Source organism: Kitasatospora sp. NPDC054768, from assembly GCF_053612025.1.
Map to the genome: position 1 here is coordinate 1 of NZ_JBSHBN010000113.1, position 24,673 is coordinate 24,673.

3 protein-coding genes are annotated in these 24,673 nt (G+C 73.7%); 2 read left to right on the top strand and 1 reads right to left on the bottom strand.

The features are described 5' to 3' along the window. On the bottom strand, nt 1-21,228 hold a 21,228-nt coding region (locus ACWGKU_RS28090), incomplete at its 3' end, for an SDR family NAD(P)-dependent oxidoreductase (RefSeq protein WP_452191612.1). Nucleotides 21,229-22,056: 828 nt separating this feature from the next. On the opposite strand from ACWGKU_RS28090, the gene ACWGKU_RS28095 reads away from it, so the two are divergent. Continuing rightward, nucleotides 22,057-23,250 (top strand): cytochrome P450 family protein, encoded by a 1,194-nt coding sequence (locus tag ACWGKU_RS28095; protein WP_452180297.1) that lies wholly within the window; start codon nt 22,057-22,059, stop codon nt 23,248-23,250. Between the two features lie 234 nt (nt 23,251-23,484). Then, nucleotides 23,485-24,654 (top strand): CopD family protein, encoded by a 1,170-nt coding sequence (locus ACWGKU_RS28100; RefSeq protein ID WP_452180296.1) that lies wholly within the window; start codon nt 23,485-23,487, stop codon nt 24,652-24,654. The last annotated feature ends 19 nt before the right edge of the window (nt 24,655-24,673 follow it).

Consider the following 24,673-nt stretch of genomic DNA (forward strand, 5'->3'; position numbering starts at 1 on the left):
TTCCAGGACCGGCCACGCCACCTGGTACGGCACGTCCTGCGTGGTGGCCCCGGCCGGCCGGCGCAGGGTCAACGAGGCGATCTCGGCGACCGGCTCGCCCGACCGGTCGGCGAGGCCGATCGCGCAGGTGTCCTGGCCGGTCACGGTCAGCCGGACCCTGGCGTGCTCGGCGCCACGCCACCAGGAGATCCCGGCGAAGGAGAACGGCATCTTCGCCCGGTCGTCGGCGACGGTCACGACCTGGATCGCGGCGTCGAGCAGGGCGGGGTGCAGGGCGAACCGGGTGTCGCCCGGGGGTACGGCCACCTCCGCGTAGAGGGTGTCGCCGTCGCGCCAGGCCGCTCGCAGGCCTTGGAAGGCCGTGCCGTAGGCGAATCCGGCGTCGGCCAGGTTGTCGTAGAAGGCGTCGAGGTCGACGGCTTCGGCGTGCGGCGGCCACTGCCGTGCCCAGGGCTCCCCTGGTGCGACGGATACGGCGCCCAGGGTCCCGGTGGCGTGCCGTACCCACTCGCCGTCCGCGCGCGAGTGGATCGAGAGGCTGCGCCGGCCCGCCCGGTCGGGGCCGACGGTCACGGACACCTGCACGCCGTCCGCGACCACCAGCGGTGTCTCCAGCGTCAGGTCCTCGACCGCCGGGCAGCCGACGTGTTCGCCGGCCCGGAGCGCCAGGTCCACGAACGCCGCGCCGGGCAGCAGGGGCGAGCCCGTGATGACGTGTTCGGTGAGCCACGGCTGCGCGGCGGTGGCGAGCTGTCCCGTCAGCACCACGCCGTTGTCATCGGGGAGTTCCATGGCGTCCCGCAGCAGCGGGTGGTCGATCCGGCCGTCACCGGCCGGTGCCGGGGTGGTGGGCTGGAGCCAGTAGTGCTGGTGCTGGAAGGCGTACGAAGGCACCCGCGCGCCCGACGTCCCCGCCGTCGCCGTCGCGGGGGGCGTCCAGCGCACCGCGCCGTCCGTCCACAACCTCCCCAGCCCCGCGAACAACCGCTCCGAAGAATCACCACCACGCCGCATCAACCCGGTCCCCACCAACAGCGGATGCGGACCCACCTCCACGAACCCCGTAACACCCCGGCCCGCCAGCCACGCCAAGGCATCGGCGAACCGGACCGGTTCCCGCGCCTGCCGCACCCAGTACCCGGACTCCCCCATGTCCACCGGACGCCCCGCCACCGTCGAAACCACCGGGATCACCGGCTCACCGAACGACAACCCCGCCGCCACCCGGCCCAGCTCCTCCAGCACCGGATCCATCCGCGCCGAATGGAACGCGTGACTCACCTCCAGCCGCCGCACCCGGCGCCCACGGCCCCGCCACACCTCGGCGACCGCCTCCACCGCGGCCTCGTCCCCCGACACCACCACCGCGTCCACCGCGTTGACCGCCGCCACCTCGACGCCCGGCACCAGCGACGCCTCCACCTCCTCCAGCGACGCCTGGAGCGAGACCATCGCCCCACCACCGGGCAACCCCTGCATCAGCCGGCCCCGCGCGCCCACCAGCGCACACGCGTCCTCCAGGCCCAGAACGCCCGCCACATGGGCCGCCGCCACCTCACCGACCGAGTGCCCGACCACGAAGTCCGGCCGAACCCCCAGCCACTCCACCAGCCGGAACAGCGCCACCTCCAACGCGAACACCCCGCCCTGGGTGAACAGCGTCCGCCCCAGCACCCCCTCCCCGTCCTCGAACAGCACCCCCACCGGCAACCCCAGCAACCCGCACACCTCGTCCAACGCCCGCGCGAACACCGGGAACTCCCGGTACAGACCCCGGCCCATCCCCACCCACTGACCACCCTGACCGGAGAACACGAACGCCGACCTGCCCGGGGAGGCAGTGCCCGTGACGATTCCGGCTTCTCCGGCGATCAGCGCGTCCAGACCGGACGGGTCCGTCAGCACGGCACGGTGCGGGAACCTGGCCCGCGCGGCCAGGTCCGCGGCCACCTCTGCCGGTGTGACCTCGGGGTGCTCGGCGAGGAACCCGCGCAGCCTGCGGGCCTGGTCGCGCAGGGCCTCGTCCGACTTCGCCGACAGCAGCCACGGCACCGGCACGACGGCTGCGGGCGCGGAAACGGCAGGAGACTCGGACGAGGCCTCCTCGGCCGGGTCCGGCGCCGGTGCCTCCAGGATCACGTGCGCGTTGGTGCCGCTGATACCGAACGCCGACACACCGGCACGGCGGGGACGCCCCGTCTCCGGCCACGGCCGGGCCTCGGTCAGCAGCCGGATGTCTCCGGACTCCCAGTCGACGTGGGAGCTCGGCGCGTCGACGTGCAGCGTCGGCGGCAGTTCACCGTGGCGCATCGCCATCACCATCTTGATCACGCCCGCCACACCGGCGGCGGCCTGGGTGTGGCCGATGTTCGACTTCACCGACCCCAGCCACAGCGGCTCGTTGCGCCCCTGACCGTAGGTCGCCAACAGCGCCTGCGCCTCGATGGGATCGCCGAGCGTCGTGCCGGTGCCGTGGGCCTCCACCACGTCCACGTCCGCCGTCGACAGTCCCGCATTCGCCAGCGCCTGACGGATCACCCGCTCCTGCGACGGACCGTTCGGCGCGGTCAGCCCATTGGACGCCCCGTCCTGATTGACCGCCGAACCCCGCACCACGGCCAGCACCCGGTGACCGTTGCGACGGGCGTCCGACAACCGCTCCAGCAGCACCAACCCCGCACCCTCACCCCAGGCCGTACCGTCGGCCGCCTCGGCGAACGCCTTCACCCGGCCATCGGCCGCAAGCCCCCGCTGCCGCGAGAACTCGACGAACCCCGCCGGCGTCGCCATCACCGTCACACCACCGGCCAACGCCAGCGAACACTCCCCCGCCCGCAGCGCCTGCGCCGCCAGGTGGATCGCCACCAGCGACGACGAGCACGCCGTGTCCACCGACACCGCCGGACCCTCCAGCCCCAGCAGGTACGACACCCGCCCGGAGGTCACACTCGTCGCCGTGCCCGTCGAGAGGTAGCCTTCCAGGTCGGGCGGCTGTGCCCCGGCGCCATAGCCCGAGGACCAGATGCCGGTGAAGACGCCCGTCCGGCTGCCCCGCAACGACGTCGGATCGATCCCCGCGTCCTCGAACGTCTCCCACACCGTCTCCAGCAGCACCCGCTGCTGCGGATCCATCGCCAACGCCTCACGCGGCGAAATCCCGAAGAACCCGGCATCGAAGCCACCCGCGTCCCCGAGAAAACCACCCGACCGCGTGTACGACCTCCCGGGACCACCGACCGGATCGTAAAGACGACCCACGTCCCACCCACGATCCGACGGGAACTCCCCCACCGCATCGACCCCACCCGCCACCAGACCCCACAACTCCTGAGCCGACCCCACCCCACCCGGATACCGGGCCCCCAACCCCACCACGACCACCGGATCACCCGACACCGGAACCCCGACCGGCACGGGTGAGGCAGGGGCCTGGCGCCGGGCGCCGACCAGGAGGTCCCGCAGGTGGCCGGCCAGCGCGTCGGGGGTCGGGTGGTCGAAGACCATCGTCGCGGGCAGCCGTACCCCGGCGACCGCGGACAGGCGGTTGCGCAGTTCCACTGCGGTGAGCGAATCGAAGCCCAGGTCCTTGAAGGCCCGCTCGGCGCTGACGGCCGCGGTGTCGGTGTGGCCGAGGACCGCGGCCGTCTGGCCGGTGACCAGTTCCAGGACGCGGCTGTGCTGCTCGGTCTCGGGCAGGGCCGCCAGTTCCCTGCCCAGGCCCGGCCGGTCCGTGCGCCGGGCGGGCCTGGTACGGGTGAGGCGGCCGAGCAGGGGGCGGGTGGACGCCGCCGACAGGTCGAGGTGTGCGGGGACCAGCGCGGGATCGGCGGCGCCCAGGGCCAGGTCGAACAGTGCCAGCGCCTGGTTCGTGGGCATCGGCAGCACGCCGGCGCGGGCGAGGCGCTTGCGGTCGGTGTCGGTGAGGTGTTCGGTCAGCCCGCTGGCCTCGGCCCATTGTCCCCAGGCCAGCGACACGCCTGGCAGGCCCAGGGCACGCCGGTGCACGGCGAGGGCGTCCAGGAAGGCGTTCGCGGCGGCATAGTTCGCCTGGCCCGGACCGCCCAGCACACCGGCGGCCGACGAGAAGAGCACGAACGCGCTCAGGCCGAGGTCTTTCGTCAGCTCGTGCAGGTGCCAGGCGGCGTCGGCCTTGGGCCGCAGCACCTGGTCGATCCGGCCGGGCGTGAGGGATTCGACGACGCCGTCGTCGAGCACACCGGCCGCGTGCACGACCGCGGTCAGCGGGTGCGCGGCCGGGATCGAGTCCAGTACGGCCGCCAGCGCGTCCCGGTCGGCCACGTCGCAGGCCACCACCTCGGCGTCGAAGTCCACCTCCGCCGCGGTCCTGCTGAGCAGGAGCAGGTGCCGGATGCCGTGCCGGTCGCGCAGGTGCCGGGCGACGAGGCGGCCCAGTGTTCCGGTGCCTCCGGTGATCAGCACGGTGCCGTTCGGGTCGAGCGGGCCGGGTGCCGGGGCCGCTTCGGCCCGTACCAGGCGGGCGGCGTGGGCGGCGCCGTCGCGGACGACGAGCTGCGGTTCGTCCCCCGCGACGAGGACGCGGTCGTCGGTGTCGACGAGCACGAACCGGTCGGGGTGTTCCGCCTGGGCCGCGCGGACCAGGCCCCAGACGACGCTGGACGGCAGGTCGACGGGGTCCGGCCCGACCGCCCCGCGGGTCACGACGGCCAGCCGGCCGTCCCCGTCGCGCAGGAAGTCCTGGAGCACGCCCAGCGTCTCGGCGGCGACGGTGTGCGCGGCCGCCACGGGGTCTCCCGCCGGGGGCGTGACGTGGTGGACGGCCGGGGGTTCGCCGGTGCTCTCGACGGGCACCCAGTCGAGGCGGAAGAGCTGGTCGGTCCCGGCGACCGGCATGCCCGGCGGCCGGTGGCGCACGGTCAGCGCGTCGATCACCGCCAGCGGCCCGGATTCGTCGGCGAGCGCGACCCGGAAGGTGTCGGGGCCGGTGGGTGTGAGGCGGACCCGGGCCGTGGAGCCGGCTTTCCGCATCGACACCCCGGCGAAGGAGAACGGCAGGCGGCCGGCCGCCAGCAGGGTCAGCGGCTGGAGCGCGGCGTCGAGCAGCGCGGGGTGGAGACCGAATCGGTCGCGGGTGTCGGCGGGCAGCGCCACCTCGGCATAGAGCTCGTCGCCCTGCCGCCGGATCTCGCGTACGCCCGCGAACACCGGCCCGTACTCGTAGCCCTGGGCGGCGAGGGTGTCGTAGAAGTCGGTCAGGTCGACGGGCTCACCGGCCGGCTGCCAGGGCTCGCCGGTGTCGTACGGGTGGGGGCGGCCGCCGGTCGCCAGCATGCCGGTGGCGTGCCGCAGCCAGGTGCCGCCCGTCCGGGAGTGCACGGTGACGGGGCGTCGGCCCGTCCCGTCCGGTGCGCCGACGACGACCTGGACCGGCACGGAACCGTCGTCCGGCAGGATCATGGGGGCTTCCAGCACCAGTTCGTCCAGGACGTCGCAGCCGGTCTGCCGTCCGGCGTGCAGGGCGAGTTCGACGAACACGGTGCCGGGCAGCAGCACGGAGCCCAGGACGACGTGGTCGGCCAGCCATGGGCGGGTAGCCGTCGAGAGCCGCCCCGTGAGCAGGACGCTCTGGTCCCCGGCCAGTTCGACGACGGCCCCGAGCAGCGGGTGCCCGGCCGAGTCCAGTCCCGCCGCCGACACGTCGCCCTTCGGGGCGGCGGGGTTCAACCAGTACGGCCGGTGCTGGAAGGCGTACGTCGGCAGCGGGACATGGTGGGGCTCGCCGGGGAGGACTGGCGTCCAGTCGACGGCCACGCCTTGCGTGTGCAGGCGCGCCAGGGCGAGGTGGAATTCCTGCCTGCCGCTGCCGCGGCGCAGCGTGCCGGTCACAACGCCGTCCATCACCGGCACCAGTACGGGGTGCGGGCTGACCTCCACGAACACGCCGTGCCGGTCCTGCGTCAGGGCCTCGACGGCGAGGTCGAAGCGTACGGGTTCGCGGAGGTTGCGGTACCAGTAGGCGGCGTCGAGGGCGGAGGTGTCGACCGGCTCGCCGGTGACCGTGGAGTAGAACGGGATCGCCGCCGGGTGCGGTGTGATGCCGGCGAGGTCGGTGAGCAGGTGCTCGCGGATCGCCTCGACCTGGACGGAGTGGGCGGCGTAGTCGACGGGCAGGCGGCGGGCGCGGACGCCGTCGGCCTCACAGGCCGTCAGCAGTTCGTCCAACCCGTCCCGATCACCCGATACCACCACGCTGTCCGCCGAGTTGACCACCGCCACCGTCAGCCGGCCGTCCCAGCGGGCCACGAACCCGGCGGCCTGCTCATGCCCGAGGCCGACCGACACCATCCCGCCCTGGCCCGCCAGGGCGACCAGGGCCTTGCTGCGCAGGGCGACCACCTTGGCCGCGTCCTCCAACGACAACGCCCCCGCCACATACGCCGCCGCGATCTCCCCCTGCGAATGCCCGACCACAGCATCAGGCTCCACACCATGCGCACGCCACAACTCCGCCAGCGCCACCATCACCGCGAACAGAGCCGGCTGCACCACATCCACCCGCTCCAACGACCCACCGCCGGTCAGCACCTCCACCAACGACCAGTCCGTGTACGGCGCCAACGCCGCCTCACACGCGTCGATCGCCCCCCGGAACACCGGCTCCGAGCCGTACAACTCCCCACCCATGCCCACCCACTGCGCACCCTGCCCCGGAAACACGAACACCGACCGACCCGGCGAACCGGCCACCCCCGTGATGACGCGGGGGTCTCCGTCGGCGAGGGCGGCCAGTTCCGCCATGAGGTCGGTCCGGGTGCTGCCCACCAGGGCCGCCCGGTGGGCAAGCATGGTGCGGGTGGTGGCGAGGGCCCGGCCGACGGCGGCCGACCGGAGTCCGGGGTGGTCGGTGAGGTGGTCCGCGAGCCGTCGGGCCTGGGCGCGGAGGGCGTCGTCCGTCTTGCCGGACAGCAGCCACACGGTGGGCTCCGCGGAGTCGTCCGTGGCGGGTTGTTCGGGGGTTTCTTCCGGGAACTGTTCGATGACGACGTGGGCGTTGGTGCCGCTGGCCCCGAAGGCCGAGATGCCCGCGCGGCGGGGACGCCCCGTCTCCGGCCACGGCCGGGCCTCGGTCAGCAGCCGGATGTCACCGGTGTCCCACTCGACATGCGGCGTGGGCTCCTGGACGTGCAGCGTCGGCGGCAGTTCGGCGTGCCGCATCGCCATCACCATCTTGATCACACCAGCCACACCCGCCGCCGCCTGGGTGTGCCCGATGTTCGACTTCACCGACCCCAGCCACAACGGCTCCGCCCGGTCCCGGCCGTACGCCGCCAACAGCGCCTGCGCCTCGATGGGATCGCCGAGCGTCGTCCCCGTACCGTGCGCCTCCACCGCGTCCACCTCGGACGCCTCCAACCCGGCATTGGCGAGGGCCTGACGGATCACCCGCTCCTGCGACGGACCGTTCGGCGCGGTCAGCCCATTGGACGCCCCGTCCTGATTGACCGCCGAACCCCGCACCACCGCCAGCACCCGGTGACCGTTGCGACGGGCGTCCGACAACCGCTCCAGCAGCACCAACCCCGCACCCTCACCCCAGGCCGTACCATCAGCCGTCGACGAGAAGGGCTTGCACCGGCCGTCAGGGGCCAGGGCACGCTGGCGGGAGAACTCCGTGAACTGCAGGGGGGTCACGCTCACGGTCACCCCGCCGGCCAGGGCGAGTGTGCACTCCCCCGAGCGCAGTGCCTGCGCGGCGAGGTGGATCGCCATCAGTGACGAGGAGCAGGCGGAGTCGACGGACACGGCCTGGCCCTGGAGGCCCAGCAGGTAGGAGACCCGGCCGGAGGTGATGCTCGGCGAGATGCCGGTGGCGAGGTAGCCCTCGGTGTCGGGCGGTGCCTGGTCGGGGCTGCCGACGTAGCCGGAGGACCAGATGCCGGTGAACACACCCGTCCGGCTGCCCCGCAACGACGTCGGATCGATCCCCGCGTCCTCGAACGTCTCCCACGCGGTCTCCAGCAGCACCCGCTGCTGCGGATCCATCGCCAACGCCTCACGCGGGGAGATCCCGAAGAAATCCGCGTCGAACCCCGCCGCATCCGCCAGGAACCCACCCGACCGCGTGTACGACGTCCCGGGATGATCCGCGTCCGGATGGAACAACCCCTCGACATCCCACCCACGATCCAATGGGAACGCCCCGATCGCATCCACCCCGCCCGACACCAGACCCCACAGCTCCTCCGGCGACCCCACCCCACCCGGCAACCGGCACCCCATGCCCACGATCACCACCGGATCGTCCGACACCGACACCGCGGGCACCACCGGTGCCGCCGACGCCACACCCTTTGCCGCACCGGAGAGTTCGGCCGTGAGATGGTCGGCGAGGTCGGCCGGGGTGGGGTGGTCGAAGACGAGGGTCGCGGGCAGCCGCAGGCCGGTGGCGCCGGCGAGGCGGTTGCGCAGTTCGACGGAGGTCAGGGAATCGAAGCCGAGGTCGCGGAAGGCGAGTCCGGGGGTGATCGCGGCGGCGTCGGAGTGGCCGAGGACGGTGGCGGTGTGGGCGGCGACCAGGGACAGCAGGTCCGACGCGGGGGCCTTCGGCGTCGGCAGGGTCTGCGGCATCGAGAGGTCGGCCGTGGTCAGCGCGGGACGTCCGGCAGCCAGCGCGGTGTCGAACATGGCCAGGGCGCGTTCGAGGCCGATGGGGCGGATGCCCTTGCGGGCGAGGCGTTGGCGGTCGGCCGCGGTGAGGTGGGCGGTCATGCCGCTCTCCTGCTCCCAGTAGCCCCAGGCCATCGACACGGCGGGCAGTCCGAGGGTCTGCCGGTGTGCGGCGAACGCGTCGAGGTAGGAGTTCGCGGCCGCGTAGCCGGCCTGGCCGGCGTTGCCGAGTACACCCGCGGCCGCGGAGAACAGCACGAAGGCGGCGAGGTGGTCCTCGCGGATCAGCTCGTGCAGGTTCCAGGCGCCGTCGACCTTGGGACGCAGCACCCGGTCGAGCTGCTCCGCGGTCAGCCGTTCCATGACGGTGTCGTCGAGCACGCCGGCCGCGTGGACGACGGCGGTGAGCGGATGCTCGGCCGGGATCGAGTCCAGTACGGCCGCCAGCGCCTCCCGGTCCGCGACGTCACAGGCCACGACCCGCACGTCGACGTCCCCTTGCGGCTCCAGGTGCGGCACCGCGCCGCCGCCGCGGCTGACGAGCAGCAGGTGCCGTACCCCGTAGCGGGACACCAGGTGCCGGGCGACGGCCTGGCCGAGGGTGCCGGTGCCGCCGGTGATCAGCACGGTGCCGTCGGGGTCGATCGGCTGGGGGACGGTCAGGACGATCTTGCCGACGTGGCGGGCCTGGCTCATCAGCCGGAAGGAGGCGACGGCCTGGCGGAGGTCCGCGGCGGTGACCGGCAGCGGCTCCAGCGTCCCGTCGGCGACCATCGCCACGGCCCTGGAGAGGATGTCGCCCTGCCGCGCGGGGTCGACGTCGTTGAGGTCGAAGGCCCGGTAGATCAGGCCCTCGGGTGAGCGGACGTCCGTCTTGCCCAGCTCGACGAACCGGCCGCCGTCGGCGAGCAGCCGCAGGGAGGCGTCGGTGAGTTCTCCCGCGAGCGAGTTGAGGACGACGTCCATGGCCGGGAACCGGTCGGCGAACCGGGTGTCGCGGGACGAACCGATGTGGTCGTCCGCCAGTCCGAGGCGCCGCAGGGTGTCCCACTTGGCGGGGCTCGCGGTGGCGAAGACCTCCGCGCCGCCGTTCAGGGCCAACTGGATGGCGGCCATGCCCACACCGCCCGCGCCGGAGTGGACCAGGACCCGGTCTCCGGGGCGCAGTTCGCCGAGGTCGAACAGCCCGTACCAGGCGGTGGTGAAGGCGACAGGCACCGACGCCGCCTCGGTGAAGCTCCAGCCCTCGGGGATCGCCGTCAGGAGCCGGTGGTCGGCGACCGCGCGCGGCCCGAAGGCGCCGGGCATCATTCCCGTGACGCGGTCGCCGGGCCGCCAGGCCGTGACGCCGGGGCCGACCTCGAGGACGGTGCCGGCCCCTTCGCCGCCCAACGGGGGCCGGTCCGGGTACATGCCGAGGGTGATGAGCACGTCGCGGAAGTTCAGGCCGGCCGCGCGTACGGCGACCCGTACCTGTCCGGGTTCCAGCGCGGCCTCTTGCCAGGGCAGCAGGGCCAGGTCGTCCAGTTGCCCGGTGCCGGACTCGCTCAGCCGGTACGCGCCGTCGGGGGCGGTCGGTTCCGGCGCGTACCTGGCCTGCCGCGGCACGAGGACGCCTTCCTGGTGCAGGGCCAGTTCGGGTTCGTCGCCGGCTGTCCTGGCGGCCCGGACCGCGTCCTCCTCGGACGCGTCGCCCATGTCGACCAGGACGAACCGGCCGGGGTGCTCGGCGGCGGCGCTGCGGACCAGGCCGCGTACGGCCGCGCCGGCCACGCCGCGGGTCAGGACGGCCAGGCGTGCGGCCGCCCGCTCCGGCTGCTCGGCCAGGAAGTCCTGGACGAGCGCGCGGGCCCGCTGGACGAGGGCGTGCACGGAGTCCGCGTCGGCTTCCGCGGTGAGTACCGGGCTCGGCACCACCTCGGTCGGTGCGCTCGCGATGAGGGGCACCCACTGGGTGTGCAGCACCGCGGCCCGGGCCTCGGCGGACGGACGGACGGTCAGCGCGGTGATGTCCGCGACCGGGTTGCCGGACAGGTCGGTCAGTGTCGCGCGGTAGGTGCCGGTGCCCGTGCGGACCAGGTGGACCCGGGCGGACGACACACCGGTGGTGTGCACGGCGACGCCGGAGAAGGAGAACGGCAGCCGGACCCGGGTGTCGGGGCTGAGCAGGATCAGCGGCTGGAGTGCGGCGTCCAGGAGCGCTGGGTGGATGCCGAAGCGGGCGCCGTCGGGGACGGACACCTCGGCGTACAGTTCGTCCTCGCCCCGCCACAACTTCCGCACGCCCCGGAACGCGGGTCCGTACTGGTATCCGAGTCCGGCGAGGAAGGCGTAGAACCCTTCGGGGTCCACGGGTTCGGCGTTCCTCGCGGGCCGGTCGAGGCGACCGGCCGTCACCTGGCCGCCGAGGGTTCCGGACGCGTGGCGGACCCAGCCGTCGCCGCCCTTGGAGTGCACGGTGACCGGGCTGCGGCCGGCGTCGTCCGGGGCGCCGACCGAGACCTGGATGTCCGTGGGTGTGTCCGAGAGCGCGAGGGGCAGGTGCAGGACGAGGTCGTCGAGGGTCCCGCCGGCCAGGGTGGCGAGTTCGAGGAAGGCGGTGCCCGGCAGCAGGACCGTACCGTCGACGGCGTGGTCGGCCAGCCAGGGGTGGGTGCGGGTGGAGACGCGCCCACTGTGCACGGTGCTCCCGTCGGGCAGTTCGACCGTGGTGCCCGCCAGCGGGTGCCCAGTGGCGTGGTCGCCGGCCGCGGGGGTGAGCCAGTAGGTGCTGCGCTGGAAGGCGTAGTGCGGCAGCCTGACGCCGTGCGGGCGGTCGTGCGGCCAGGTCACGGCGACGCCCTGGACGTGGAGGCGGGCCAGGGCGGTGTGGAATTCCCCGATGGCGCCGTGGTCGCGGCGCAGGGTGCCGGTCGCCACGCCGTCCAGGTCCTGCACCAGCACCGGGTGCGGGCTGACTTCCACGAACACCTCGTGGCCGTCGGCGGTGAGCCGGGCGGTGGCCAGGTCGAACCGTACGGGTTCGCGGAGGTTGCGGTACCAGTAGTCGGCGTCGAGGGCGGAGGTGCCGACCGGCTCGCCGGTGACCGTGGAGTAGAACGGAATCGCCGCCGAGTGGGGCGTGATGTCGGCCAGGTCGGTGAGCAGGTGCTCGCGGATCGCCTCGACCTGCGCCGAGTGCGCCGCGTAGTCGACGGGGATGGCGCGGGCGCGGATGCCGTCCCTGGCGCAGGCTGCCCGCAGTTCGTCCAGGGCCCCGGGTTCGCCGGACACGACGACGGTCGAGGCGGAGTTGACCACCGCGACGGTGATCCGGTCGCCCCAGGGGCTCAGGTAGCCGGCGGCGACGTCCGCGGACAGCGCGACCGAGACCATGCCGCCGTCTCCGGCCAGGGCGACCAGGGCCTTGCTCCGTAACGCCACCACCTTGGCCGCGTCCTCCAACGACAACGCCCCCGCCACATACGCCGCCGCGATCTCCCCCTGCGAATGCCCGACGACGGCATCAGGCTCCACACGATGCGCACGCCACAACTCCGCCAGCGCCACCATCACCGCGAACAGGGCCGGCTGCACCACATCCACCCGCTCCAACGACCCACCGCCGGTCAGCACCTCCACCAACGACCAATCCGTGTACGGCGCCAACGCCGCCTCACACGCGTCGATCGCCCCCCGGAACACCGGCTCCGAGCCGTACAACTCCCCGCCCATCCCCACCCACTGCGCACCCTGCCCCGGGAACACGAACACCGACCGCCCCACCGGGCGAGCGGTCCCGGTCACCAGACCCGGCGCCGTGCCACCCTCGGCCAGGGCGTCCAGGGCCGCGGCGCTGCCCACCACCACGGCCCGGTGCTCGAACACGGTGCGGGCGGCCAGAGCGCCCCCGACCGCCGCCGCGCTCACCTCGGGACGTACGGCGGTGAAGGCGCCCAGCCGGCGCGCCTGCTCCCGCAACGCCGCCTCGGTCCTGGCCGACAGCGGCCAGAGGACCTGGTCGTCCGCGCGGCCCCGGGGGGAGGGTGCGGCGGAGTCGGCCTCGGCGGGCTGTTCGAGGATGCTCTGCTCGATAATGACGTGGGCGTTGGTGCCGCTGATGCCGAAGGCGGAGACGGCGGCCCGCCGTGGCCGCCCGGTCCCGGGCCAGGCGACCGGTTCGGTGAGCAGGCGGACCGCGCCGGAGGCCCAGTCGACGTGCGGGGTGGGCGCGTCCACGTGGAGGGTTCGCGGCAGTTCGCCGTGCCGCATCGCCATGACCATCTTGATCAGGCCGGCCGCGCCGGCCGCCGCCTGGGTGTGGCCGATGTTCGACTTCACCGACCCCAGCCACAACGGCTCCACCCGGTCCCGGCCGTAGGTCGCCAGCAGTGCCTGGGCCTCGATGGGATCGCCGAGAGTGGTGCCGGTGCCGTGGGCTTCCACCGCGTCCACCTCGGACGGCTCCAACCCGGCATTGGCGAGGGCCTGACGGATCACCCGCTCCTGCGACGGACCGTTCGGCGCGGTCAGGCCGTTGGAGGCGCCGTCCTGGTTGGTGGCAGAGCCGCGGACGACCGCCAGCACCTCGTGGCCGTTGCGGCGGGCGTCGGACAGGCGTTCCAGCAGCAGCAGGCCGGCGCCCTCGGCCCAGCCCGCCCCGTCGGCCGCGGCGGCGAAGGACTTGCTGCGGCCGTCGGGCGCGCTCGCCCCCTGCCGGGACATTCCGGTGAACAGCGTGGGTGCCGCGTTGACGGTGACGCCGCCGGCCAGGGCCAAGGAGCATTCTCCCGAGCGCAGCGCCTGGGCGGCCAGGTGCAGGGCCACCAGGGACGACGAGCAGCCGGTGTCCAGGGACAGTGCCGGGCCGAGCAGGCCCAGCTGGTACGCCAGCCGGCCGGACCCCACGCTCGACGCGGTGCCGGTGACCTGGTAGCCCTCCAGGTCGTCGGGGACCGGCCCGGCGGCGTAGCCGGTGGACCACAGGCCGGTGAACACGCCGGTGGGTGTGCCCTCCAGCGCGGTCGGGTCGATACCGGCGTACTCGATGGTCTCCCACGCGGTCTCCAGCAGGATGCGCTGCTGGGGGTCCATCGCGAGCGCCTCGCGGGGCGAGATCCCGAAGAACGCCGCGTCGAAGTCGCCGGCGGCGTCGAGGAAGCCGCCCTGGGACGTGCTCGACGTGCGGGGCCGGCTTCCCGTCGGGTCGTACAGGCGGTCGATGTCCCATCCCCGGTCGGCCGGGAAGTCGCCGACCGCGTCCACGCCGTCCGCGACCAGCCGCCACAGGTCCTCGGGGGTGCCGACGCCTCCGGGGTAGCGGCAGCCCATGCCGATGACCGCGATCGGCTCGTCCGTCGCGGCCGGGGCCGGGGCCCGCGGCGTGTCCCGCTCGCCGGACTCGCCGGACAGGTGGGCGGCCAGCCGTGCCGGGGTGGGGTGGTCGAAGACGAGGGTGGCGGGCAGCTGCGTCCCGAGCGCGGCGGTCAGGCGGTTGCGCAGTTCCACCGCGGTCAGTGAGTCGAAGCCCAGGTCCTTGAACGCCCGCCGGGGGTCGAGCCGCTCGGGGGTGGTGTGTCCCAGCACCCCGGCGACGTGGGTGGTGATCAGCTCCAGCAGGTCGGTGCCGCCGGCGGGGGGCGCGGGTCGGGGGACCTGCGGCCGGCGGTGGGCCTCGGGCAGGTCCCGCAGCAGCCGGCTCGGCCGCGCGTGGGTGTAGGCGCGGGCGAACTGTGCCCAGTCGGCCCCGGTGACGACCGCGAGGGCCTCGTCGTGGTCGAGGACGTCCTGCAGCGCGTCGAGTGCCCGTCCCGGGTCCAGTTCGCCGAGGCCGAGCAGGGCGCGCTGGCGCCGCACGGACTCCAGGGCCGCCATGCCGCCGTCGGCCCAGATGCCCCACGCGACGGAGGTCGTGGCGCGGCCCTGGGCCCGGTGCTGTGCGGCCAGGGCGTCGAGGAAGGCGTTGCCGGCGGCGTAGGCCGCGCCGTGGCCGTCGCCCCACACGCCCGCGGTGGAGGAGAACAGGACGAAGGCGTCGAGGTCCGGCAGGAGTTGCGCCAGGTTCGCCGCCCCGGCGACCTTGGCCATGATGACCTCGGCGAACCCCGCCGGTGTCGTGTCGGCCAGCCTGGTCGCCCTGATCACGCCGGCGGTGTGGAAGACCGCGCGGATGTCGCCGACGCGCTCGACGAGGTCCCGCAGGGCGTCCCGGTCGGCCACGTCGCACGCCGCCACGGTCACCCGCGCCCCGGCTGCCTCCAGTTCGTCGCGCAGGCCGGCCGCGCCGGGTGCGTCGGGGCCGCGGCGGGCGGCCAGCACGATGTGCTCCGCGCCCTGCCGCGCGAGGCGGCGGGCCACATGTCCGCCGAGCGCGCCGGTGCCGCCGGTGACCAGCACCGTGCCCCGCGGCCGCCAGGACCGCGCGGCCGGGCCCGACGAGGCCTTGCGGCGCAGCCGCTTGGCGAAGCGCCGGGTGCCGCGGATCGCCACCTGGTCCTCGCCCGTGCCGGCGAGCACGACGAGCAGCGCGTTCACGCTCTCCTCGTCGGGCACGGCGGGAAGGTCGACCAGGCCGCCCCAGCCGTGCGGGAACTCCAGCGCCGCGGACGCGCCGGTGCCCCACGCCAGGGCCTGGGCCGGGCTGGTGACCGGGTCGGTGCCCGAGGTGCTCACGGCGCCGCTGGTCGCGCACCACAGCGGGACGGCCGCCGTCCTCACCGGGTCCAGGCTGCGCGCCGGGTCCAGGGTGCGGACCAGATCCAGGGTGCGGACCAGGCCCGCCGGGAGCACCGGGTGGTCGGGGTGCGGCTCCTCGTCCAGCGCCAGCAGCGACAGCACACCATCCGGCCCGGGCCGGGCGTCCCCGGTGTCGGCCACGTCCCAGGTGTCGGCCACCGCGAAGCCCCGTTCGCGCAGGGCCTCGGCCCACGGGTGCCCGGTCGTGGCCAGGACGAGCCAGCGTTCCGGGTCCACCGGGACCGCGGTACCGGTCGTCGGCGCCCATGCCACCTCGTACCGCCAGTCGTCACGGGGCACCGGCGGGGTCGCGGTCACCCAGTAGGGCTCGCGCTGGAAGGCGTACGTGGGCAGGTCCGCCCCGGGTGCGGTGCGGGGCAGGACCGGGGTCCAGTCGACGTCGGCTCCGGCGGCGTAGAGGCGTCCCGCCGCGGCGAGGAATTCGGTGAGGCCGCCGTGATCGCGGCGCAGTGTTCCGGTGGCGGCGACATCCAGCGCGGGCACCAGCACCGGGTGCGGGCCGACCTCCAGGAACAGGTCGTGGCCGTCGGCGGTGAGCCGGGCGGTGGCCAGGTCGAACCGTACGGGTTCGCGGAGGTTGCGGTACCAGTAGTCGGCGTCGAGGGCGGAGGTGTCGACCGGTTCGCCGGTGACCGTGGAGTAGAACGGGATCGCCGCCGAGTGGGGCGTGATGTCGGCGAGGTCGGTGAGCAGGTGCTCGCGGATCGCCTCGACCTGGACGGAGTGGGCGGCGTAGTCGACGGGCAGGCGGCGGGCGCGGACGCCGTCGGCCTCACAGGCCGCCAGCAGTTCGTCCAGCACGTCGAGGCCGCCGGACACCACGACCGCCGCGGGTCCGTTCACCACGGCGGTGGTCAGCCGCTCGCCCCAACGGGCCAGGTAGCCGGCAGCCTGTTCGACGGACAGCGCGAGGGACACCATGCCGCCCCGGTCGGCGAGGACGGCCAGTGCCCTGGACCGTAACGCCACGACCTTGGCGGCGTCCCGCAGCGACAGCGCGCCGGCGACGTACGCGGCGGCGATCTCCGCCTGGGAGTGGCCGACCACGGCGTCCGGCTGCACGCCGTAGGACCGCCACAGGTCGGCCAGCGCCACCATGACGGCGAACAGGGCCGGCTGCACCACGTCGACGCGGTCCAGCGAGCCGTGGCGCAGTTCGTCGACCAGCGACCAGTCGGTGTACGGGGCCAGGGCGGCGGCGCAGGCGTCGATGCCGGCGCGGAAGACCTCGGACTGCTCGTACAGGTCACGGCCCATGCCCGCCCACTGCGCGCCCTGTCCGGGGAAGACGAACACGGTCCCGCCGGTACGGGCCGGCCGGCCCGGCAGTCCCGGCGGGAGCGCGGCCAGGCCGGACAGCAGGTCGTCCCGGTCGGCGCCGACCACCGCGGCCCGGTGCTCGAACCGGGTGCGGGCGGCCAGTGCGCGGCTGATCGCGGCGGCCGGGACGTCGGGGTGGGCGGTCGCGTACGCGTGCAGCCGCTCGGCCTGGGCGCGCAGCGCGGCGTCGGTCTTCGCGGACAGCAGCCAGGCGGTGGGGGCGGCCCGGTCGGCGGGTTCGGGAAGGTGGCCGGGGTCCGGGTCGGAGGACTGCTCGATGATCAGGTGGGCGTTGGTGCCGCTGATGCCGAAGGCCGAGATGCCGGCGCGGCGCAGGCGCTCGTGCTCCGGCCACGGCCGGGCCTCGGTGAGCAGCCGGACGCCGCCGGAGGCCCAGTCGACGTGCGGGGAGGGGGCGTCCACGTGCAGGGTTCGCGGCAGTTCGCCGTGCCGCATCGCCATCACCATCTTGATCACACCCGCCACACCGGCCGCCGCCTGGGTGTGCCCGATGTTCGACTTCACCGACCCCAGCCACAACGGCTCGTCCCGGTCCCGGCCGTAGGCGGCCAGCAGGGCGTGGGCCTCGATGGGATCGCCGAGCGTCGTCCCCGTACCGTGCGCCTCCACCGCGTCCACCGCGGACGGCTCCAACCCGGCATTGGCGAGGGCCTGACGGATCACCCGCTCCTGGGAGGGGCCGTTGGGCGCGGTCAGGCCGTTGGACGCGCCGTCCTGGTTGACCGCGCTTCCCGCGACGACCGCCAGCACCCGGTGACCGTTGCGGCGGGCGTCCGACAGACGTTCCAGCAGCAGCAGGCCGGCGCCCTCGGCCCAGCTGGTGCCGTCGGCCGCGGCGGCGAAGGGCTTGCTGCGGCCGTCCGCCGCGAGGCCGTGCCGGCGGGAGAACTCGGTGAAGCCCAGCGGTGTCGCCATGATCGTGACACCGCCGGCGAGCGCCAGCGAGCACTCGCCCGCGCGCAGGGCCTGGGCGGCCAGGTGCACGGCGACCAGGGACGACGAGCAGGCGGTGTCCACGGACAGCGCCGGACCGCGCAGCCCGAGGTGGTAGGCGACCCGGCCGGACGTGACGCTGGTCGCGACGCCGGTGAACAGGTAACCCTCCAGGTCCTCCGGCAGGCCCGGCCCGGTCGCGTAGCCGGACGACCAGACGCCGGTGAACACGCCGGTGTGGCTGCCGCGCAGCGAGGCCGGGTCGATCCCGGCGTGCTCGAACGTCTCCCAGGCCGTCTCCAGCACGAGCCGCTGCTGCGGGTCCATGGCGAGCGCCTCGCGGGGCGAGATCCCGAAGAACGGAGCGTCGAAGCCGGCCACCGCCTCCAGGAACCCGCCCCGGGTGGTGTACGTGGTGCCCGCGCCGCGCAGGTCCGGGTCGTACAGGCCGCCCAGGTCCCAGCCGCGGTCGTCCGGGAAGTCGCCGATCGCGTCCACGCCCTCCGCGACGAGCCGCCACAGGTCGTCCGGCGAGGCCACCCCGCCGGGGAGGCGGCAGCCCATCCCCACGATGACGACCGGGTCGTCGTGGGCGGCCCGGGCGATGGGGGCGGCCGGGGCCGGCTGGTCGCCGGGGCCGGTGCGCAGCCAGTCGATCAGCTCCGCGGGCGTCGGGTGGTCGAAGACGAGACCGGAGGGGAGTTGCCGATCCAGGGCGCCCGCCAGGCGGTTGCGCAGTTCGAGCCCGGTGACCGAGTCGAAGCCGAGGTCCTTGAAGGTGAGCGCGGGATCGATGTCCGCGGGGTTCTCGTGGCCCAGCACGAGCGCGATCTGCGCGGTGACCACGGCGGCCGCGTCGACCGTGTCGCCCGACTCGGGGTCGCCCGTGTCCGTGCCGCCCGCCCCGGTGTCGCGGGTCTCCGGGCCGCCGTCCGGCCGGCCGGGCGCGGCGGTCTCCGCTGCGTGCGTCCCCGGGCCGGCCGGGGTCCGTCCGCTCTGCCCGGCCGTCGCTTCGGGCAGCCAGTACGAACGACGTTGGAAGGCGTACGTGGGCAGGTCGACCGGCGCGGCCCCGGCGACGGCCGGGGACCAGTCGACCGGCACGCCGGCCACGAACAGCCGGGACAGCGCGGTCAGGAAGACGTCCGGCCCGCCCCGGTCACGGCCCAGCGTGCCGGTGGCGACGCCGGGCACGCCGGTCCGCTCGCGGGCCTGTTCCAGGATCTGTTCGAGGGCGGGCAGCAGCACCGGGTGCGGGCTGACCTCGACCACGACGTCGTGCCCGTCCGCCAGCAGTGCGGCGGTGGCCAGGTCGAAGCGGACCGGCTCGCGCACGTTGCGGTACCAGTAGCCGGCGTCGAGCCCCGTGGTGTCGTCGAGGAGGCCGCCGGTGACCGCGGAGTAGTACGGGATCGTGCCCTGCCGCGGCCGCACACCGTCCAGTTCGGTGAGCAGCCGCTCGCGGATCGCCTCGACGTGCGCGGAATGGGAGGCGTAGTCCACCGGGACGACGCGTGTGCGGACACCGTCCGCCGCGCAGGACTCGACCAGTTCGGACAGGGCCTGGGTGTCGCCGGACACCACGACCGAGCCGGTGGCGTTGACCACGGCGACCGTCAGCGCGCCGCCCCAGCGCGACAGGTAGTCCTCGGCCCGCTCGGCGGACAGGGCCACGGACACCATGCCGCCCCGGCCGGTCAGCGCCACCAGCGCGCGGCTGCGCAGTGCCACGATCCGGGCCGCGTCGGACAGCGGCAGCGCGCCCGCGACGTGTGCCGCGGCGATCTCGCCCTGCGAGTGCCCGACCACCGCGTCGGGCTCGACACCGAAGGAGCGCCACAGTGCCGCCAGGGACACCATCACCGCGAACAGGGCGGGCTGCACGACGTCCACGCGGTCGAGCGGGGCGCCGTCCAGGACATCGGCCAGGGACCAGTCGGTGTACGGGGCCAGGGCCTGGGCGCACTCGTCCATGGCGGCCCGGAAGGCGGGGTACGCGGCGTACAGCTCCCGGCCCATGCCGACCCACTGCGCGCCCTGGCCGGGGAACACGAAGACGGTACGGCCCGGGGTGCCGGCCCGGCCGGCGGCGACCTGGACGGAGTCGAGCAGGACCGCGCGGTGGGCGAACCGGGTTCTGGTGGTGGCCAGCGCGTGCGCGACCTCGGCGCCGGTCAGGTCCGGGTGGCTGCGCACGTGTTCGCGCAGGCGCTCGATCTGCGCCCGTAGCGCCTGCTTGGTCCGCGCCGTGACGATCCACGGCGCCGGCCGGCCCTCAGGGGCGGGCCGCCGGGCCGGCGGCGCGGCTGCATCGGGCGCCTGCTCGACGATCACGTGCGCGTTGGTGCCGCCCATGCCGAACGACGACACGCCGGCGAGCAGGGGCGCGTCCGGCCGCGGCCAGGGGGTCGGAGCGGTCTGGACCCGCAGCGCCAGTGCGTTGAGAGGGATGCCGGGGTTGGGGGTTTCGTGGTTCAGGCTCGGCGGCAGTGCGCGGTGGTGCACGCTGAGGACGGCCTTGAGCAGACCGACGATGCCCGCGGCGCCTTCCAGGTGGCCGACGTTCGTCTTGGCGGATCCGACCCGCAGGGCGCTGTCGGCGTCGCCGGACTCGGCCGGGTCGCGGTAGGCCGCCGCGAGGGCGGCGGCCTCGATGGGGTCGCCGACAGCGGTGCCGGTGCCGTGCAGCTCCACGTACTGCACATCCGCGGGACGCACGCCGGCGCGGGCCAGTGCCTCGCGGATGACCTGTTCCTGGGCCTGCGCGCTGGGCACGGTCAGGCTCTGTGTGGCGCCGTCGTTGTTGACCGCGCTGCCCCGGATGACACCGTAGACGCGGTCCCCGTCGGCCAGGGCCCGGTCCAGCGGTTTCAGGACGAGGAAGGCGCCGCCCTCGCCGCGGACGAAGCCGTTGGCCCGGGCGTCGAAGGTGAAGCAGCGGTCGTCCGGGGACAGGCCGCCGAACTCCGCCGCTCCCTCCTCGCGGGCGGCGGTCAGGTTGAGGTTCACCCCGCCGGCCAGGGCGAGCGCCGACTCGCCGCGGCGCAGGCTCTCGACCGCCAGGTGCACCGCGACCAGCGCCGACGACTGGGCCGTGTCGACCGTCATGCTCGGTCCGCGCACACCGAGGAAGTGCGAGACGCGGTTGGCGATGACGCCCCGGCTGGTGCCGGTCAGCGTGTGCGGCGTGATGTGACCGGGGTAGGCCAGGGACGTGTAGTCCTCCCACATCGAGCCGACGAACACCCCCGTCGGGCCGCCCGTCAGCGTGCTCGGCACGATCCGGGCGTCCTCCAGGGCCTCCCAGGCGAGTTCGAGCATGAGCCGCTGCTGCGGGTCCATGCCGGCGGCCTCACGGGGGGACACACCGAAGAACGCCGCGTCGAAGCCGTCCACCCGGTCCAGGTAGCCGCCGTGCCGTACGCCCTGCCGGCCCGCGGGCGGCGCGGTGATCGCGTCGGCCCCGTCGCACAGCAGTCGCCAGAACGCCTCCGGATCCGGGGCTTTCGGCAGCCTGCCCGCCATTCCGATGACAGCGACACGATCAGCGTCCGAATCCAAGGGGAAGCGCATCACATCGACACCTCGTGAGCCGGGGAATGAAGGAAGGCAGGGGGGGTGTTTCCGTAGCAGTCCCGACGGTGCGGCTCCGGCCGCGCAAGCGGTTGGAGCATCGAGCGCGCGGGCAGCCCGGCGGCCCGGTGGTATCCGAACCCGGACTCGACGGCGCTTCGGGCGCCTGGATCAGTGGAGCGGTCCCTCGAAAGCGACAGCGCTGGCGACGCCGAGGAAGATGCACTGGTGAGCTGAGCGTGGGGGCCGAGGCGATGATCGCCCCGCCGCGCAGACGAGCATGGCAGCAACATCACGCCGTCGCCATAGGCCATGCGGAGGCTGTCTCAAACGAGGCACATCGCAACGTCATATGCCTGCATGACCAAGGCGCCGTGGCGAAATCCGTCCCGTGCCCCATGAAACGCGCCGATTCTTGACGACGGCCCGTCGCAGTGTCCGCCGGCGGACCTGCTGGCGAATCTGCCGGTGAACCTGCCGGTTCGGTCACGGTAGTTCGTCCACGCCCCGAACCGCCACGGCCGGGCCGGGTTCGCGGGCACCGTCGACGCCGCCGGTGACAACGCCCTAGAATCCCATTCGCACTCGCGCCGAAGAACGTCCTCGACCGCCATCCGCCCACCCGGGAAGACCTCCGCACGGCGATCACCACCCGGATCGAGCGAACCGACCACCGGCGCCACCGACAGCTCCGAGTGAACCGTTCGACCCCCCTCGACGTCGAGACGATCGCGAAACGCCACCGCCCCCGGCGGCACACCACCCAGCTGTCACCGATCCGTACGTCGGTCCCGGCCGTTCGCGCCCGGCACCCGGCGCCCGGATCCGGTGACATCCAGTCAGGAGGCAGCGATGCGAGCCACGTTTCCCCTCACCACACCACACCACCTCGACAACGAGCCCGAAGCCGAGGCCCTGCTCGCGAAGGCTCCGGTCGTCCTCGCGTCGATGGGTACGGCGGACGTCTGGCTCGCCCTCTCCTACAAGGCGGTGCGCCAGGTTCTGAGCGACAGCCGGTTCAGCCGGGAGGCGGCCACACTTCCGGGCAGCCCGCTGAAACTGTCCGTCGCCGCCGACCCGTTACTGGTCTCCAGCCTGGACGGCGAGCGCCACGCCCGCCTGCGCAAGCTGATGTCGCAGGCGTTCAGCCCGCGCATGGTCGATCAGCTCGAACCACGCGTGCAGTCCCTGGCGGACTCCCTGCTCGACTCCCTCGATCCAACCGCGGATCTTGTGGCAGGTTTCTGCGCTCCACTGCCGTTGATGGTCATCTGCGAGCTGCTCGGCGTGCCCTACTCCGAGGCGGAGGCCATCCGCAGGTGGACCAGGCGGCTGTTCGTCACGAACATCACTCCGGACGAACTGCGGGCCGCACAGGGCGAGATGCAGGACTGGCTCGCCGATCTGGTGCGTCAGAAGCGGGCGCAGCCGGACAACGGGCTGATCTCGGCGATGGTCGCCGCCAACGACGAGGGCGACCACCTCACCGAACCCGAGCTGCTGGCCAACCTCGAAGGCCTGCTGATCGCCGGCCACGAGACGACCGTCAACCAGCTGGGCAACTCGTTCCTGACCCTGCTGCGCCACCCGGACCAACTCGCGCTGCTGCGGTCGGCACCGGACCTGATCGGACCGGCGGTTGACGAACTACTGCGCTACAGCAGGCTTTTCACCTCGGCCGAGGTCCGGGTCACGACCGAGCCCGTCGATCTGGAGGGCGTCGAACTGGGGGCGGGCGAACCGGTGTTGCCGGTCATCGTCGCGGCCAACCGCGACCCCGGTGTGTACCCGGATCCCGGCCGCTTCGACATCACGCGCGAAGGACCGGCAGCGCACCTCGCCTTCGGGCACGGGCCGCACTTCTGCCTCGGCGCGATATTGGCCCGCCGGGAGATGCGGGTGGCGATCGGGTCCGTGGTGAAACGGTATCCGGGACTGCGCCTCGCCGTTGACGAGTCCGAGCTCACCTACGTGCCGGAACTGGTCTTCCGCGGCCTGCAGGCGTTGCCGGTCACTTGGTGATCCGTGGCCTCCGCCGCTCCCGCCACGGCTGTGCCGGCGAGCGCCTGCCCCGGCGCCCCCGGGGGGGACCGAGAGCATCGGACTCCGGTGCCTGGCAACCTTCGCACCAGGCGAAATGGCGACGGGGCGCTCCCCGGAGTGCGGACCGATAGGCAGCTCACAAGATGATGACGATTGAACAACCGCGGCCCTCCAGGTAACTTAGGGGAACCTTATTTAGGGTAGCCTCACCTCATGCATCACGCCCTGCTGGCCGCGGACACGGCCGGATACACCATGCCCCAGCTCTGGCGGGTCCTCACCAAGGCCGGCTACTTCATCGGCCTCAGCGGAGCCCTCGGCACCACCATCACGTACGCGACCACCGTGCGCCCGGCACTTCGTGCGCCGGAAACCAGCCGCCAGGACGCCGAGGCCCTGCGAAGCAGATCAGCGGCCTACCTCGCCTGGGCAGGGGTGGTGCTACTGGTCGCCGGCTACTTCCAGCTCGCCGCCCGTCTCGCCCGCGCCGGCAAGGGCATACCGTTCGGCGATGCCCTCGCCCCGGACCGGATCTGGGACTACCTCCACGCCCCGGCCGCGAAGGGCGCCTGGATCGCCCAAGGCAACGTCTACCTGGTCCAGAACGCGGTCCTGGCCGTGACGGCCGCAACGCTGATCGCCCTCTTCGTGCCCGCTGCCCGCCGCCACACGGACGCCATCGCCCTCACCGCGCTGCCGCTCTCCCTCGCCGTCACCCTGATCGCGGCCGTCCCCGCCACCAAGCCCGCCGACCTCGACCGCTGGCTCGACCTCGCCTTCGACCAGACCCACATCATCTCCGGCGTCGTCTGGCTCGGTGGCCTCGCCCTCCTGGCCGCCCTCGCCGGCACCCGTGGCCGCCTCGGCGACGGCGCCGGTCTTCTCTGGGCCGACATGTGGCGCCGGTTCAGCCTCGTCGCCATGATCTGCGTCGGCGCCGTCACCGTCTCCGGCCTCTGGCTCAGCTGGAAGCACGTCGGTGCGATCTCCCAGCTGTGGACCACCGGCTACGGCATCGCCCTGCTCGTCAAGATCCTCCTGGTCGCCGGCCTCGTCGCCGCGGGCGCCGTCAACCAGTTCTGGCTGATGCCCCGCATCGCCCGGGCCCGCCGCGCCGACGACACTTCCTCCCTGCTCCACCTGACCCTGCGGCACTTCCCGAAGGTCGTCTGGGGCGAGGTCGTTCTCGGCGTCGCCGTCCTCGTGGTGATGCCCTTCATCGCCGGCTCCGCCCGCACCGAGGCCGGCAGCGCCAAGGCCGTCTCCTCCGGCAGCATCTTCGCCGCCGGCGCCGCCCTCGTCATCGCGCTGGCCGTCTCGCTCTACGCCACGGCCAGGGCTTCCGACGCCCTCTCCCACCGCCCGGTGACAACGACCGCCTGAACAGAACGCCCACACCGAG

What these genes read in the sequence shown, in the direction of transcription:
- ACWGKU_RS28100 (WP_452180296.1), top strand. Translation starts at nt 23,485, where the DNA reads ATGCATCACGCCCTGCTGGCCGCGGACACGGCCGGATACACCATGCCC.